We start from the raw sequence: 16,420 nt of genomic DNA, 5'->3' as shown, positions 1-16,420 counted from the left end.
TATACGGGACAATTAACAGCTCTTAATTTAGTTTTGTAATGATATATTTGTAAACATCCAGTCAAAAACAAAAATAAATGTAAAAAGATTGTTTTTTTAGTTGAGTATTCAACCAATATATGGTAATATACAAATATGGTTGAAAGTTCAACTAAAAATATTTTGAATTTAGAGATATTGATTGGAGGTGTATTTGATTAAAACTTTAGACAGTAATATATTAAGAGAAGTTGGTACTTTATCTAGAGCAGTAAATTCAATAAATGATATGAAGTACAAAGAATTAAAGTTACAAAAAGGGCAATTTACTTTTTTAACACGAATTTGTGAAAATCCTGGAATAAACCTTGTAGAATTATCAAATGTGTTAAAAGTAGATAAGGCCACTACAACTAAAGCTATACAGAAGTTAATAAAAGCTGGATATGTAGATAAAAAGCAAGATGAGTTTGACAAAAGAGGATACAATTTAACTCCTACCAATAAATCTTTAGAAGTATATGAGCTAATAATTGAAGAAGAAAATAGAAGTATAGAAATATGTTTTAATAATCTTACAGATGAAGAGAAGCAAACAGCAAATAATATACTAGAGAAAATGAGAAAAAATATAGAAGAAGAATGGTTTAGAGTAAAAAGATAATAAATTAATGGATGAATATAAGGAGATATTTTTATGATTAGAAAAGCAAATATAAGTGACTTAGATAGTATTATGGGAATTATAAAATCAACAGTAGAAGAAATGAAAGGCTATAATAATACACAGTGGGATGAAAATTATCCATCAGATAAAGACTTTATTTCTGACATTGAGAAACAAGATTTATATGTAGAAGAAGTAGATGGAAAAATAGCAGGATTTATATGTATTAATTATGATGAACCTAAAGAATATATAGATTTAAATTGGTCATCTAATGATAAGGCTATGGTAGTACATAGAATGGCAGTAAATCCAAGTTTTAGAAAGATGGGAATTGCATCTAGACTAGTTAATTTTGCTGAAGAATTAGCTAAAGAAAACGATGTATCATATTTAAAGAGTGATACATATTCAATAAACTCAAAGATGAATTCATTGCTTATAAAATGTGGCTTTATTAAAATTGGTGAAATGAGTTTCCTAGGAAAAGAGAAATCTTTCTATTGTTATGATAAAATATTATAAAAAGTATTTATCATACAAAGGCTAAAGGATACATTTTTAGTACTAGTAGGGGAATAATGTAAGCCAAATGTATGCTATTATGAAAGGGTTGATTTAGATGATTGAATTTCTAAAAAAAAGAAGAAGTATTAGAAAGTATAAAAATGTTGAAGTAGAAAAAGAGAAGTTAGATAAGATATTAAAAGCGGCTCTTTTAGCACCATCATCAAAGGGACTTAGAACATGGGAATTTATCGTGGTAGACGATAAAGAAACATTGACTAATTTATCTCAGTGTAGGACTAAAGGTGGTGGGTTTTTCCTAAAAAATGCACCTTTAGCTATTGTAGTTATTGGAGATAAAGAAAAAAATGATGTTTGGATAGAAGATGCAAGTATTGCTGCTTCATATATACAGCTTCAATCTCATGAGCTTGGATTAGGTTCTTGTTGGATACAGGTAAGAAATAGGATGCATGATGATAGTATAGATGCTGATAAATATATTAGAGATGAACTGAACATACCTGATAAGTACAGTGTAGAATGTATAATTTCTATAGGCTACCCTGATGAAGAAAAAAAATCATACTGTGACTCTGATTTGGATTATGAAAAAGTCCATTTTAATAAATTTTAATGTATAATATATTATATTAAGACAGTATGTTTTTTTGATATTGTTAATATATATTTAAAATTGTAAAAATATATCTGAATTTTACTAACTTATATAAGGGTTATGTACAAGGATTTTAAAGATAAGTATAGAAATTAATGTTTATAATCGATACATAACTATAGTAACAAAATTTAAGGAGGTTCAAATATGGGTATATTTAAAACAAAAATTGATGAGGATTGGAAAGTAAATTACATCAAAGAATTTAATGAAATGAGAGACTCTTATGAGAGTAAGCTTCAAAAAAAACAATTTGAAGTAGATAGTTTGAAATCAGAATTAGATAGACTTAGAAGTTATAAAAATAGTCTTAAGCCAAAGGAAAAGCAAATTACTGATGATGATATAAATAATATAAAAAACTTGAGAAGAGATGGTTTAAGCTATAAAGAAATTTCAAGTGAAACAAGTTGGAGTAAAGCAACTGTGAGTAGAGTACTAAATGGACTTTACGATTAGTATACACATGGGGTGATTTAAATTGGGGATGAAGTATAGTTATAAAAAATGTATAATAGATTCTATTTCATTGATGTTCATAGTTCAGATAGTAAGAATGATTTTAAATTATATACTTCTAAGTCAATTTGAATTTACTCTTGAAAATTTTAATATTGTAAATTTAATTTCTTTTACACTAGTTGGATTATCATTAATTTTATTTTTGAAAAATAGTTCTTTGTATAATAAAATGAGAAATAGAAAGATTACAGAAGCTTTCAAGGAAAATAAAGATAGTGTACTTATAAAAAGGTGTAAGTTGATACTTTTTATAGTAGTCTTATCTCTAGCTGTAATCTCAATTTATTATAATAGAAGCTATATGTTTTTTAATGTAACTATGATGACTTTATCTGTATTAATAATTCCAGTATTTGAAGAATTATTTTTTAGAGAGTACATCTGGAATTATTTAAACAATTTTATAAAATCAAAGAGTAAAGTTGTATGTATAACATCTATCTTATCTGGTATTTATAATATAGGATATATAGATGTTATACGTAATTACATAATGTTATATAATAACTCTTACTATACATTTGAAGTTGTTATTTCAAAAATTATTATAGGTACTGTTTTTGGTATTATACTTGGTATTGTTAAGTCAAGATTTAAAGATGTAAGCTTTTGTATAATATTGAGAAGTCTGTTTACTATACTTACTAGACAGATAATATGATTATATATACTTAAATAATTGTAATAAGTGCATGAAGAGAATAAATGATAGCTATATATATAAAATAAACTCTAGTATCTGGAGTTTATTTTTTTTATGAAGTTATTTTAATAAATTTATATAAGAACTGGATAAATTGCTACAATACAAATTGAATGTAAATATATTTTCTATCACAAGTAAGAAATAAATGTATTACTTATACAATTTATTTTTTTAAATATTAAGAAGACTATTTGACAGGTTAGCCAATAATATGATATTTATATAAAATAAGATGAGTGTACAAACTAAAACTAATTATGAATGAGAGTGATTTACTTGAAGAAATTTTATGAAATATATTTAGATTTAGAGAAAGATATAAGAAATAATGTATATGAAGTAGGAGAGCTTTTACCAACAGAAGTAAAGCTTGCTCAAAAATATCGAGTATCAAGAGAAACTATTAGAAAAGCACAGTCGCTTTTACTAGAGAAGGGGTTTATACAAAAAAAACAAGGTAAAGGGGCTATTGTTTTAGATATAAATAAATTTGAAATAGAAGGGTCAGGGTTGATTAGTTTCAATGAATTACAAAAGAATAAAAATTTAGATACAGAAATAAGTGTACTAAAAAATAAAAAGGAGATTATGCCCTTAGAAATTTGTAAAAAACTAGATATAGATACAAAAACTAAGATTATAGCAGTTGAAAGACTTAGAAAAATTAATGGAGAAGCTGTTATTTTAGATAAAGATTACTTTATATCTGAAATAATACCAGAAATACCATTAACAGCGGTTCAAAGTTCAATATTTAATTATATAGAGAAAAATTTAGAACTAAAAATAGGTTATGCAAATAAAGAAGTAACAGTAGCTCCTGTTACAGAAGAAGATAAAATATTGCTAGATGTTGGAACAGACACACATGTTGTAGTGATACGAAGTGAAGTTTATTTAGAAGATACAAGATTATTTCAGTATCATGAATCTAGACATAGAGTTGATACATTTAGATTTGTAGATTTTGCAAGAAGAAGAAATCTTTAATTATATAAAAAGAGTGTCTTTTTTGTACTGTACCCTCAATTGTTAAATCAAAATTCTAATGATTGGGTTTCAGTATATTTAGACACTCTTTTTTTATTAGACCATATATTATTTAATTTTCTATAAATTCTTTATTAAAGTATTTGCTCTTTGAGAATATGTATGTAAGGATACAAGTAATGGCTATAGAAAGTCCCATTGCCAAGAAGTAAACACCCCATTGGTCTGTAAATATAGATAAAAACGCTGGTAACCCTGATATACCTATAGAACTTGCTTTAACATTAAAGTAAGATACAACCCCTCCAGCTATACCTGCACCTATCATAGATGCTATGAATGGGAAACGATAACGTAAGTTTATACCAAATATTGCAGGTTCAGTAATACCTAACCAAGCTGAAATTGAAGCTGTTAATGCAACACCCTTGATTTTTTTATTTTTTAATATAAAGAACATTGTCAAAGCTGCTGCACCTTGACCAAGGCTAGCCATAACTTGTATTGGCCATAATGTAGCAAATCCTAAAGTACCTATCATTTGTAAATTTATACCTAAGAATAAGTGATGCATTCCTGTTATAACCAATGGAGATAATATGAATCCAAAAAGTGCTCCTGCAAGGACTGCATTAATTTCAAATAATCCAAGAATTCCACTTGTAATTAAGTTTGCAAATGACATTGTTATAGGACCTATGATAGAGAATGTTAAGAAACCAGTTATTAATAATGTAAGAGGAGCAACAAAAATAAGTTGAACCATCTCAGGAATTTTTTTAGTTAAGAACTTTTCAATTGTTGCTAGAAGATAAGAAGAACATAAAACAGGGATTACTTGTCCTTGATAGCCTATTTTAGCAATATTAAAACCTAATATATTCCAGTAAGTAACAGCTTCAGGTGTTTTAGAGTATTGTGCACCAGGCATTAAATCTGGATTAATTAAAATAAGACCTAATACAATACCAAGTACAGGATTTCCTCCAAACTTTTTAACGGCTGACCAACCTATTAGTGCAGGTAAAAATGAAAAAGAAGTATTTGCTATAAGATTAATCATATTAGATATACCAGCCCAATTGCTATGAACTTCTAAAAAGGGTTGTTCATAGAAAATTCCTGGGTTAGCAAGTAGATTATTTATACCCATCAATAAACCAGAGGCAACTATAGCAGGTAATATAGGAATGAATATATCTGCCAACACCTTTATAGCTTTTTGAAGTGGATTTAATTTTTTATTAGAAATCTCTTTAACCTCAGATTTTGTTGCTTCCTTAAGCCCCGTAATTTCTATTAATGTAGCATAAACTTTATTCACAAGACCTGGACCTATAATAACTTGAAATTGACCATTTGAGGTAAAGCTTCCTTTCACTATATCTATTTGTTCTAATTGCTTTACATTAACTTTACTTTCTGAATTTAGAGCAAATCTTAATCTAGTAATACAGTGTGTTGCAGATATTATATTCTCTACTCCCCCAATTGCTTCAAGGATTTGTTCAACCTGCTCTTTATGATATGTATTTTCTTTTAATGTACTCATAAAATTACCTCCCCCTTAGAATGTGATGTTGTATAGACAAATTTTGAAAATAATATACCATAGAGAAATTTTTATGTCAACGTTATCCTAAATTTTTCTGAAATTTAATTACTAAAATATAAATTGTATATTATTGGAAAATCAGAAAAGTAAGAGAAAATTTGGAAGGAGTATAGGGAATATATTTTTTTATTTAGAGTAAATATTGATTTTAACAAAAAAAAGGTTTATTATAAAAATATAAAAATTGTCTAGACAAAAATGAAAGGAAAAATTTGCGTATGGATTTCAAGAAGAAAGTTATTTATCAAATATATCCAAAATCATTTAATGATTCTAATAATGATGGGATAGGAGATTTAAAAGGAATTATAGAGAAATTACCTTATTTATATAAATTAGGTGTAGATATAATTTGGATTAACCCATTTTTTGTTTCTCCACAAAGGGATAATGGATATGATATTGCTGACTATACATCAATAGATTCTATGTTTGGAACTATGGAGGATTTTGAAAAGTTAGTGGATGAAAGTAAAAAATATAATATAGAGTTGATGCTGGATATGGTGTTAAATCACACATCAACAGAACATAAATGGTTTAAAAAAGCTTTGGCAGGAGATAAAAAGTATCAAGATTTCTACTTCATTAGAGATGGCAAAGAAAATAATCAACTACCAACAAATTGGAAATCTAAATTTGGTGGAGATGCTTGGGGAAAATTTGGGGATACAGATAAGTACTACTTACACTTATATGATGTTACACAAGCCGACCTCAACTGGCGTAATCCTGAGGTTAGGGAAGAATTATATAAAGTTGTAAATTTTTGGATAGATAGAGGAGTTAAGGGATTTAGGTTTGATGTAATAAATGTAATTGGCAAAGATGAAGAATTGAAAGACTCTACAAATAATATAGGAAAAGAAATGTATACAGATAAACCTATTGTCCATGAATTTATTAAAGAAATGAATAAAGAAACTTTTGGAAGAGTTGAGGGCATAACAACTGTTGGAGAAATGTCTTCAACAACTATTGAAAATTGTATATTATATTCTTCTCCAAAAGAAAAAGAGCTTTCAATGACATTTAATTTTCATCATCTAAAAGTAGATTATGAAAATGGAGAAAAGTGGAGCGATATACCTTTTGACTTTATGATGTTGAAAAAACTCTTAAATGAATGGCAAGAAAAGATTGAAAGTGGCGGTGGCTGGAATGCACTATTTTGGAATAATCATGACCAACCAAGAGCTATTAGTAGATTTTGTAATGAAGAATACAGAGTTGAAGCATCAAAAATGTTAGCTGCTACAATACATCTATTAAGAGGAACACCATATATATATCAAGGTGAAGAAATAGGTATGACAAATCCAAATTTTGAAAGAATAGATGATTATTTAGATGTTGAAACTCATAATGCGTATAGTGAATTTTTAAAAAATAAAATTGAAAAAGAAACAATAATGAATATTATAAAGTCCAAATCCAGAGATAATAGTCGTACACCTATGCAGTGGTCAGATAAATTAAATGCAGGTTTTACAAATGGGAAGCCATGGATTAAAATAGCTGAAAATTATAAAGAGATAAATGTTGAAAAGGAACTTAAAGAAGGGTCAATTTTTAACTTCTATCAAAAGTTAATATCTTTAAGAAAGCAATTAAATATTATATCTGAAGGTTCCTATAAGGGAATTTTACTAGATAATGATAAGGTTTATGCTTATGTTAGAGGCTTAGAAAATGAAAGATTAATAGTATTTAACAACTTCTATGATTGTGAAGTTGAAGTTGAGATTAGTGAGGAATTTTTAGGAAAATCATTTACATATTTGATAGGGAACTATGAAAAGCGAGATTTAGAACCTAAGTTAAAGTTAAGACCTTATGAAACAGTAGCATTTTATAGTAAGGATATAAAAAAATAATGGAAAGAGGTAGTATTAATGAAACCAAATATTTTACTTATGATTTCTCATGACAGTGGTAGAAAATTCAGTAACTATGGATATAATGTGGAAACTCCATGTATAAATAAATTAGCTCAAGAAGGAATTCAATTTGATAATTATTTTTGTGCAGCACCTCAATGCAGTCCAAGTAGAGGAAGTATACTAACTGGATTATACCCTCACAATAATGGGTTAATGGGACTTGCACATCTAGGATTTTGTATAGATTCTAAACATACAACACTTCCTATGGAGTTACAAAAAAACGGATATGAAACAACATTAATAGGACTAAGCCATGAAACAATAGATGAAGCACCACCAATAAAAGATAGAGTATTTTCTTCAACTTATGACTTAGGATATGATAATTTTATATCGGTTCCAGGGGATAGAGCTCCTAAGGTTGCTAAAGAGGCAGTTAAATTTTTAGAGGAATATAAAGAAAATCAGGAAAAGCCATTTTATTTAAATATAGGATTTTTTGAAACACATAGAGATTTTGATGAATATAAACCTTATGCAGATAAATTGGATGAAGTAGAGGTATTTAAGTTTTTACCCGATACAGAAGATGTAAGAAAAGATATAGCTTTATATAATGGTTCAGCAAAAGTATTGGATGAGGCAATAGGCAAAATATATAATAAATTACAAGAAACAGGATTAGATAAAAATACAATTGTTATACTGACAACAGACCATGGAGTTGCTTTTCCAGGAGCTAAAGGAATGTTAAAAGAAGCAGGATTAGAGACAGCACTTATAATTTTATTACCTAATTCCTCTCAAAAAAATGTAAAAAAAGAAGCATTATTATGTAATGTTGATTTATTGCCAACGATACTAGATTTAATTGAAGCTGAAATTCCTAAAAATATAGATGGAGAAAGTTTTGCCAATTTATTAAAAACTAATGAAGATATAGGTAGAGACTCATTCTTTACAGAAATGACATGGCATGACCAATATAGACCAATGAGAGGCATAAGGACTAATGAATATAGCTATGTTAAAAATTTTGAAGATGGGCCTAAAATATATATTACAGTTGATTCACATTTGAGTTTATCAGGTAAAGCTGTTAGAGATAAATTTTATGTTCCTAATGATAAAGAAGAACTTTATGATTTAAGAAAGGACCCACTAGAAGAAAATAATCTAATAAATGATTTAGATTATCAAGATATAGCAGAGGAATTGAGAAAGAAAGTTGATAATTGGATGTTAGAAACGAATGACCCACTTTTAAAAGGACCTGTAAAAGGAACAGGCTCAAGTAGATGGAAAACAGAAATAGAAGAGGGTAGAGCTTATCCAGGAAGAGACGAATATTATAGACTATTATCTGATAAGTAGAAAATATTAAACAAGTAAAAAATATTTAATAAAGAAGGTCTTTTATAATGAAAAGTATATCAGTTTTAATTAAACCTGTTTCATCGTTATGTAATTTGAGATGTAGATATTGTTTTTATGGAAATGTGAGTGATTTAAGAGAAGTAAAATCCTATGGTATTATGCAGGAAGACACTATAAAAAACATAGTAAATAATACATTTGAAATTTTGGATAATGGAGATATAGTTACATTTGCTTTTCAAGGTGGAGAGCCTACTTTAGCTGGATTAAGATTTTTCCAATATTTTATTGAGTATGTTAGTAAAATAAAAAAAAATATAACAGTAAACTACTCTATTCAAACTAATGGAACTCTTATTGATAATCAATGGTGTGAGTTCTTAAAGAAAAATAATTTTTTAGTAGGATTATCATTAGATTTACTAGAAGACTTGCATGATAAAAATCGTGTATATTCAGATAATAAGGGAAGTTATATAGATGTAATAAATACAAAAAAACTACTGGAAACACACAAGATAAACTTTAACATACTGTGTGTTTTGACAAAACAGATTGCACTTAATCCAAAAGAGGTTTTTAATTTTATAAAATTAAACAATGTGAAGTATATACAATTTATACCTTGTTTAGATGATTTAGACTGTAAAACTAAGTCAGAGTACTCTTTAGAACCTAAATATTTTGCATACTTTTATAAAATAATATTTAAGCTTTGGAAAAATGAGTTTGATAAAGGAAATTATATAAGTATTAATTTGTTCGATAATCTTATATCTGTTTTAATTACAGGAATTCCTAGTACCTGTGGGATAATTGGGAAATGCCAACCGCAATTTGTAATAGAGGCTGATGGAAGTGTATATCCATGTGATTTTTATGTACTAGATAACTTTAATTTAGGTAATATAAAAGATAACACTTTATTGGATATTTTAAGAAAATCTAAAATGCAAGAATTTTTGCATAAAGATATAAACAAAGAAAGTATTTGTTTAAAGTGTAATTTTCACAAAATATGTGGTGGTGGATGCAAAAGAATGAAAAATTCTATGTATATTGATTCTAGTAATAATTACTGTGGATATAAAGAATTTTTAATGTCTACTTTTGGTGATTTAGAAAAAATATCAGTATTAGTATATAAAAATCAAATACCAAAATAATTTTAGTATTTAGCATTCTAAGTTAAAGTGATTAAAAATTATGTATAATTAAAGGGTTTTGAGCAGAGTAAATTTAGTTAGGATGGTTTTAAATGAATGTAATTTTATTTGCAATAGCTGTACTTTCAACAACTATAGGAGCTATAACAGGCATTGGTGGAGGTGTAATAATAAAGCCAGTACTAGATTTGATTGGAATATTTGATGTTTCAACTATAAGTGTGTTATCATCTTTTACTGTGTTATCGATGGCAATTGTTTCTGTATATAAACAAATTAAATCAAAACTTTTTAAAATAAACTTTAGACTTATTTTAATTGGTGTAGCATCAGTATTAGGAGGTACTATAGGTCAAAGGTTATTAGATTTATCTATTTCATATGTAAATAATCCTTCTATAATAAAAATAACTCAAAATATTATGATGATTATTTTGTTAGTAATGGTTTATTTATATAGAGATAAAAGTTTAAATGTTAAGTTTAATACTAACATTACATATTTTATTGTTGGCATTTTTTTAGGGGTTACATCTTCATTTTTAGGAATAGGTGGAGGTCCTATAAATGTGGCCGTGTTTACAATATTATTTGGATTATCAGTTAAAGAAGCTGCGTTTAATTCCATTATAACTATTTTATTTTCTAATATTTCAAAGTTAGTTACAGTTTTCATAAATACAGGGTTTGGTATATATGATTTATCTGGATTACCTTTTATGATAATAGGAGCAGTGTTGGGAGGAATTATAGGTTCCTCTATTAGTAAAAATATGGATGACAAAAGAGTTAAATATATGTTCTCGTATATGACTATAATTATTACTGGAATAAATATATATAGTATATTTCAGGTAATATATTTTATGAATTAAAGTGTATAATGTAGATAATACGAGAAGTTAATTTAAATTATTGGAATGAGGAGATTTAATATGTTCAAAAAGTTATTCTCAAAAAATAAAAATGAAGAAGTAAAAAGTAATTATATAAAAGGAATATTACAATCGCCACTTACAGGGAAAGTATTAAGTATAACTGATGTTCCTGATGATGCTTTTTCTAGTAAAATGCTAGGTGATGGGATTGCTATAGAGCCACAAGAAGGAGTCGTATCTTCTCCTGTTGATGGTGAGGTGATTCAAGTGTTTTTGCCATCTAAACATGCTATATGCATAAAGAGTGAAGATGGTTTGGAGATACTAATACATATCGGATTAGATACTGTAAAGATGAATGGAGATGGATTTGAAGTATTAGTAAATGCAGGAGATAAAGTTTACTGTGGGCAAAAACTTATAAGATTTAATTTAGAAAAAATTAAAAAAAGCGTTAAATCTGTTATAACTCCTATAGTTATAACCAATTCTTATGACATAGATAGAGTTGAAATTTTAAGAACTGGAGATATATGTATTGGAGAAGATTTAATGAAAGTTTATAAGTAAATAGGTTTTACCAAGAGGTTTTGTCTAAATAAAAAATATTATAACTATAAAATGGCTGTATATAATAATATTGAAAGAGTGTAGGTATGCTTATTTTATTAAGGATACCTTTTTTTTATTGTGTTTTATAGAAAATTTATCTGCATAAATAAAGTTTTTAAAACTCCATTCTTATAATTATTTTACTTTTACTAATTATATTACTTATAATAATTTCTGATATTTATGAATTGTTATACTTTTTAGAACTCTATTTTTAAATATATATTGACATATATATATTATCTATTACAATTGATATAAACTAATAAAAATAAAATATTATTAATCAAATTATTGAATGGAGGAATAGAAATGAAATTTGTAACTTTCTGTACTGGCAATGAAGAAAATATAGGTGTATTTAACTCAGAAGCAAATAGTATATATGAAATTAATAGTTTAGGATTAAGTAAATTATATACAGATATGAATGATTTTATTGAAAATGTATCTACAGGTGATTTAGAAAAAATAAAAAACAATTCATTTGAAAATGCAAAGTGTTATAAGTTAGAAGAAGTGAAATTATGTTCCCCAATTGTAAGACCTAAAAAAGATATTATATGTTTAGGTCTAAACTATAAAGACCATGTCAATGAAATTCCAGATGGTGTTATAAAAAATGTAGTTATGCCAGACTATCCTATTTATTTCTCTAAAAGAGCAGATAAGGCAATTGGAGTAGATGATAAGATAAGTCTGCATGGAGATTTAGTAGAAAAGCTGGATTATGAATCAGAGCTGGCAGTAATTATAGGAAAAGAAGGTATAAATATATCAAAAGAAGATGCCTATGAATATATATTTGGATATACAATAATGAATGATATAAGTGAAAGAGCACTTCAAGACAAACATGTGCAGTGGTATAGAGGAAAAAGTTTAGATACACATACCTCTATGGGCCCTTGCATAGTACATAAAGAAGAATTTGAGCATCCTTTAAAACTGGATATAAGTAGTGTGGTAAATGGAGAAGTAAGACAAGATTCTAATACAAAATATTTTATATTTGATATACCTACTGTAATAAGTGATTTATCAAGAGGAATGACTCTAAAACCAGGAGATATAATTTCAACTGGAACTCCAGCAGGTGTTGCTATGGGAATGAATCCTCAAGTATATTTAAAACATGGTGATGTGGTTGAATGTAAAGTCGAAGGAATAGGAGTTTTAAAAAATATAGTTGATTAATGGATAAATATGCCATATAATTTTATTAGTACGAATAATTTAATTAATATGGAATTAGTCAAATTTAAGATTAATTTACTATAGAGAGGGATGAGTATATGGCAAAAGAACTAGAACTAAAGTATGGCTGTAATCCAAACCAAAAACCATCAAAGATTTATATGAAAAATGGAGAACTTCCTATAGAAGTATTAAATGGAAAGCCTGGATACATAAATTTTTTGGATGCATTTAATAGTTGGCAACTTGTAAAAGAATTAAAAGAGGCTACTGGTCTTCCAGCAGCAACTTCATTTAAACATGTAAGTCCAGCAGGTGCAGCAGTAGGTATACCTTTATCAGATACTTTAAAGCAAATATACTTTGTTGATGATTTAGAGCTTTCTCCATTAGCTTGTGCTTATGCAATGGCAAGAGGGGCAGATAGAATGTCTTCTTATGGAGATTTTATAGCACTTTCAGATGTGTGTGATAAAGAAACTGCAACTATTATAGCGAGAGAGGTTTCTGATGGTGTAATAGCCCCAGGATATACAGATGAGGCTCTTGAAATATTAAAAGGAAAGCGTAAAGGTAATTACAATATTGTAAAAATTGATGAAAATTATACTCCTGAACCTATTGAAACAAAGGATGTTTATGGAATTACTTTTGAACAAGGCAGAAATGAAATATTAATAAATGAAGACCTGTTAAAAGATATCCCAACTGATAATAAAATCTTTACAGATAACGCAAAGCGTGATTTAATTATAGCTCTTATCACATTAAAATATACACAATCAAACTCAGTTTGTTATGTTAAAGATGGACAAGTAATAGGAGTAGGTGCAGGACAACAATCACGTATTCACTGTACTAGACTTGCAGGTAATAAAGCTGATATTTGGTATCTTCGCCAACATCCTAAAGTATTAAATTTAAAATTTAAAAAAGATATAGGTCGTCCAGATAGAGACAATACTATTGATGTATATCTTTCTGATGATTATATGGATGTACTTGCTGATGGTATATGGCAAAATTTCTTTGAAGAAAAACCAGAACCTCTTACTGGAGAAGGTAAAAGAGCATGGCTTAAAACTCTAACAGGAGTAGCTCTTGGTTCTGATGCATTTTTCCCATTTGGAGATAATATAGAACGTGCTAAAAGAAGTGGAGTAAGTTTTATAGCACAACCAGGTGGCTCTATTCGTGATGATAATGTTATATTAACTTGCAATAAGTACAATATAGTTATGGTATTTACTAAAAATAGATTGTTCCATCACTAAAGTGTAAAGAATATAAATTAAATACTGATTAAATTAAAAATCTACAACAAGTTTTGTTGTAGATTTTTTTATTTGCTGTATAATTTTAAATAGAACTTTATTTTTAGATATTCAATTTGGAGGATGATATGGCTTTAAATATAAGAGACTATAGCCTATTGTGTAGTCAGGGTACAGCTAAATTTAATGAAGATGTAGTTGGTATAAGCCCATTTGGTGCGTGGATTTTGGATGGTGCGACAGGGCTCAATGGAAAAAACTTAGTATCAAATGAAAGCGATGCAAGATGGTATGTTCAGTGGTGGAATAAGTATTTATATAAAAATATGAATAGAGAAGAATCATTAAAGAGTATTATCAGTAGTGGGATAAAAGAAGTTAAAAAAGAGTATGAGATGAAATTAAATGGAATAAAGGTCGAAAAATTAGATTTGCCATCAAGTTCTATAGTCATTGTTAAGTTTCATGAAAATAAAGTAGAGTATTTTTTATTAGGAGATTGTGCTTTGTTTATTAAAAATGGAGATTCTAAAGTCATAAAAGATAGAACTATCTGTAAATTTGATAATGCTGTGTTTGATGAAATGAGTAAGTTTTCTAATTTAAAAGAAATGACTTTTGATGAGATAAAGTCAAGTGTCATGGATACAATAGTAAGCAATAGATTGAAAAAGAATACCAAAGATGGATACTGGATATTGGATTTTGATGAGGATGCTGTGGAAAATTCAATATATGGATACTTAGAAATAAAAAAAGATTTTCAATTGATGTTAACAAGTGATGGCTTTACAAGTGCATGTGATAGGTATAACCTCATAAAAGAAGAAGAATTGATACGTATAGCAGAAAAATTTGGTATAGGATATATACATAATAAAGTTAGAGACTTTGAGGATAACGACTATAAAGCAATTAAGGTTCCAAGATTTAAAGTAAAAGATGATTCATCCTGTTTGTATCTAGATATATATAATGATTAGATTATATGAAATTGTTTAATTTTAGAGGGGCGGTAAGTAAAAAAGTGAAAATTCTTCATATAATAACACAAAAACCAAATAGTACGGGTAGTGGAATATACATGTGCGGTATGATAAAAGGGTTTGAAAAAATAGGTCATGAGCAAGCTGTAATTGCAGGTATAGATGTTAATGACAATGTAAACTGTTTTTCAAGTGATATAAGTTTTTATCCAGTAAAGTATAATTGTGGAGAACTAAATTTTCCTGTTGTAGGAATGAGTGATTCTATGCCATATGAAAGTACTAGATATAGAGATTTAAATGTAGAAATGATAGATAGATTAAAACATCAATTTAAAATAAATATAGACAGAGCTATGGAAGATTTTAAGCCAGATATTATAATATGTCATCATTTATATCTTTTAACAGCATTTGTCAGAGAGATTGTGAAAGATATTAAAGTTATGTCTGTTTGTCATGGGACTTGTTTAAGACAGTTAAATACTATAGATTTAGAAAAAGAATATATAATATCAAATATAAAAAAATTGGATTTAATATTTGCTCTTCATAAAAAGCAAAAAGATGATATTGTAAAAAGTTTTGGAGTAAGTGAAAGTAAAGTAGTTGTGATTGGCAGTGGATACAATGATAGTGTATTTTATGATAAAAATTATAAAATGCAAGGTGATAAGATAAGGATAGTGTTTGCAGGGAAGATATGTAAGTCAAAAGGGTTGATTCCATTTATAAAAGCTATATCTGAACTAATATATCGTAAAGATTTAATAGAAGTCAATTTTGCAGGTACAGGAAGTGATATTGAATCTTATAATGAGATTGTTAAGCTTGCAAATCAATCTCCATTTAAAATGAATTTCCTAGGAAAATTAGACCAAAGTGACTTAGCGGAGTTATTTAATAAGTCACATATACTTGTATTACCATCGTTTTATGAAGGGTTACCAGTTGTAGTTTTAGAGGCTTTATCATGTGGGTTAGATGTAATTACCACTGATATTCCTGGTGTTAGAGAGTGGATTGGTAGCCAAATTAATGATTCTGGCAAGATAGAATATGTAACTCTACCTTCTATGCATGGAGAAGGTATTCCAAATGAAGAAGAGTTATCTATATTTGAGAAGAATTTATATAATGCAATGGACTCTAAAATACAGTATCTATTATCCAATTTAGAGAAAAGGTCATTTGCAGATATGTCAAAAAAAACATGGGACGCTTTAGCTTATAGGATGAATGAAGTTATTTTAATGGATGAGATGTGTGTAATTTAGAGTGATTTAAATTATAAAAAAAGTGTAACTATTTCTACACTACTTTTAAGCGAATTTATATTATACTAATACTAAATATATTTATTTTGAGGGAGGTAATTT

General features: G+C 27.6%; 16 protein-coding genes. 15 read left to right on the top strand and 1 reads right to left on the bottom strand.

Annotated features, from left to right (window positions below; translation table 11 throughout):
- Positions 1-193 precede the first annotated feature (193 nt).
- From IC174_RS11805 to treR, 6 genes are all read left to right on the top strand, one after another.
- Positions 194-643: a MarR family winged helix-turn-helix transcriptional regulator gene (locus IC174_RS11805; RefSeq protein ID WP_227482971.1), complete on the top strand. Its 450-nt coding sequence runs from the start codon at positions 194-196 to the stop codon at positions 641-643.
- Between the two features lie 33 nt (positions 644-676).
- Positions 677-1,171 carry a GNAT family N-acetyltransferase gene (locus IC174_RS11800; protein WP_227482970.1) on the top strand — a complete coding sequence of 165 codons (495 nt, stop codon included), beginning with the start codon at positions 677-679 and terminating at the stop codon, positions 1,169-1,171.
- A 97-nt stretch (positions 1,172-1,268) separates the two neighbouring features.
- The gene (locus IC174_RS11795; RefSeq protein WP_227433352.1) at positions 1,269-1,790 is read left to right on the top strand and encodes a nitroreductase family protein; all 522 of its coding nucleotides are present in this window, start codon (positions 1,269-1,271) and stop codon (positions 1,788-1,790) included.
- 189 nt (positions 1,791-1,979) lie between these two features.
- Positions 1,980-2,291 (top strand): helix-turn-helix domain-containing protein, encoded by a 312-nt coding sequence (locus IC174_RS11790; protein WP_227433351.1) that lies wholly within the window; start codon positions 1,980-1,982, stop codon positions 2,289-2,291.
- 28 nt (positions 2,292-2,319) lie between these two features.
- Positions 2,320-3,015 carry a CPBP family intramembrane glutamic endopeptidase gene (locus IC174_RS11785; protein ID WP_227433658.1) on the top strand — a complete coding sequence of 232 codons (696 nt, stop codon included), beginning with the start codon at positions 2,320-2,322 and terminating at the stop codon, positions 3,013-3,015.
- 321 nt (positions 3,016-3,336) lie between these two features.
- Positions 3,337-4,050, top strand: a complete 714-nt coding sequence (gene treR, locus IC174_RS11780) for a trehalose operon repressor (protein WP_227433350.1) — start codon at positions 3,337-3,339, stop codon at positions 4,048-4,050.
- Between the two features lie 112 nt (positions 4,051-4,162).
- Here treR and treB read toward each other — a convergent pair whose 3' ends face one another.
- Positions 4,163-5,602: a PTS trehalose transporter subunit IIBC gene (treB, locus tag IC174_RS11775; RefSeq protein ID WP_227433349.1), complete on the bottom strand. Its 1,440-nt coding sequence runs from the start codon at positions 5,600-5,602 to the stop codon at positions 4,163-4,165.
- Positions 5,603-5,883: 281 nt separating this feature from the next.
- Here treB and treC point away from each other — a divergent pair, with 281 nt between their 5' ends.
- The 9 genes from treC (at position 5,884) to IC174_RS11730 (ending at position 16,318) form a co-directional block, all read left to right on the top strand.
- Complete coding sequence (treC, locus tag IC174_RS11770) at positions 5,884-7,542, top strand: alpha,alpha-phosphotrehalase (protein WP_227482969.1); 1,659 nt, start codon at positions 5,884-5,886, stop codon at positions 7,540-7,542.
- 18 nt (positions 7,543-7,560) lie between these two features.
- Positions 7,561-8,925: a sulfatase gene (locus tag IC174_RS11765; RefSeq protein WP_227482968.1), complete on the top strand. Its 1,365-nt coding sequence runs from the start codon at positions 7,561-7,563 to the stop codon at positions 8,923-8,925.
- Positions 8,926-8,972: 47 nt separating this feature from the next.
- Positions 8,973-10,094: a radical SAM/SPASM domain-containing protein gene (locus IC174_RS11760; RefSeq protein ID WP_227433346.1), complete on the top strand. Its 1,122-nt coding sequence runs from the start codon at positions 8,973-8,975 to the stop codon at positions 10,092-10,094.
- A 92-nt stretch (positions 10,095-10,186) separates the two neighbouring features.
- Positions 10,187-10,969, top strand: a complete 783-nt coding sequence (locus tag IC174_RS11755) for a sulfite exporter TauE/SafE family protein (protein ID WP_227433345.1) — start codon at positions 10,187-10,189, stop codon at positions 10,967-10,969.
- A 60-nt stretch (positions 10,970-11,029) separates the two neighbouring features.
- Positions 11,030-11,542 (top strand): PTS glucose transporter subunit IIA, encoded by a 513-nt coding sequence (locus tag IC174_RS11750; RefSeq protein ID WP_227433344.1) that lies wholly within the window; start codon positions 11,030-11,032, stop codon positions 11,540-11,542.
- A 354-nt stretch (positions 11,543-11,896) separates the two neighbouring features.
- The gene (locus IC174_RS11745; protein WP_227433343.1) at positions 11,897-12,781 is read left to right on the top strand and encodes a fumarylacetoacetate hydrolase family protein; all 885 of its coding nucleotides are present in this window, start codon (positions 11,897-11,899) and stop codon (positions 12,779-12,781) included.
- Positions 12,782-12,879: 98 nt separating this feature from the next.
- Positions 12,880-14,055 carry a phosphoribosylaminoimidazolecarboxamide formyltransferase gene (locus IC174_RS11740; RefSeq protein ID WP_227482967.1) on the top strand — a complete coding sequence of 392 codons (1,176 nt, stop codon included), beginning with the start codon at positions 12,880-12,882 and terminating at the stop codon, positions 14,053-14,055.
- 128 nt (positions 14,056-14,183) lie between these two features.
- Positions 14,184-15,038, top strand: a complete 855-nt coding sequence (locus IC174_RS11735) for a hypothetical protein (RefSeq protein WP_227433341.1) — start codon at positions 14,184-14,186, stop codon at positions 15,036-15,038.
- Between the two features lie 44 nt (positions 15,039-15,082).
- Positions 15,083-16,318 (top strand): glycosyltransferase family 4 protein, encoded by a 1,236-nt coding sequence (locus tag IC174_RS11730; protein ID WP_227482966.1) that lies wholly within the window; start codon positions 15,083-15,085, stop codon positions 16,316-16,318.
- Positions 16,319-16,420 lie beyond the last annotated feature (102 nt).

Origin of the sequence: Clostridioides sp. ES-S-0001-03 (assembly GCF_020676075.1) — a bacterium.
Taxonomy (GTDB): domain Bacteria; phylum Bacillota; class Clostridia; order Peptostreptococcales; family Peptostreptococcaceae; genus Clostridioides.
This window is presented reverse-complemented; position numbering and strand designations above follow the sequence as displayed.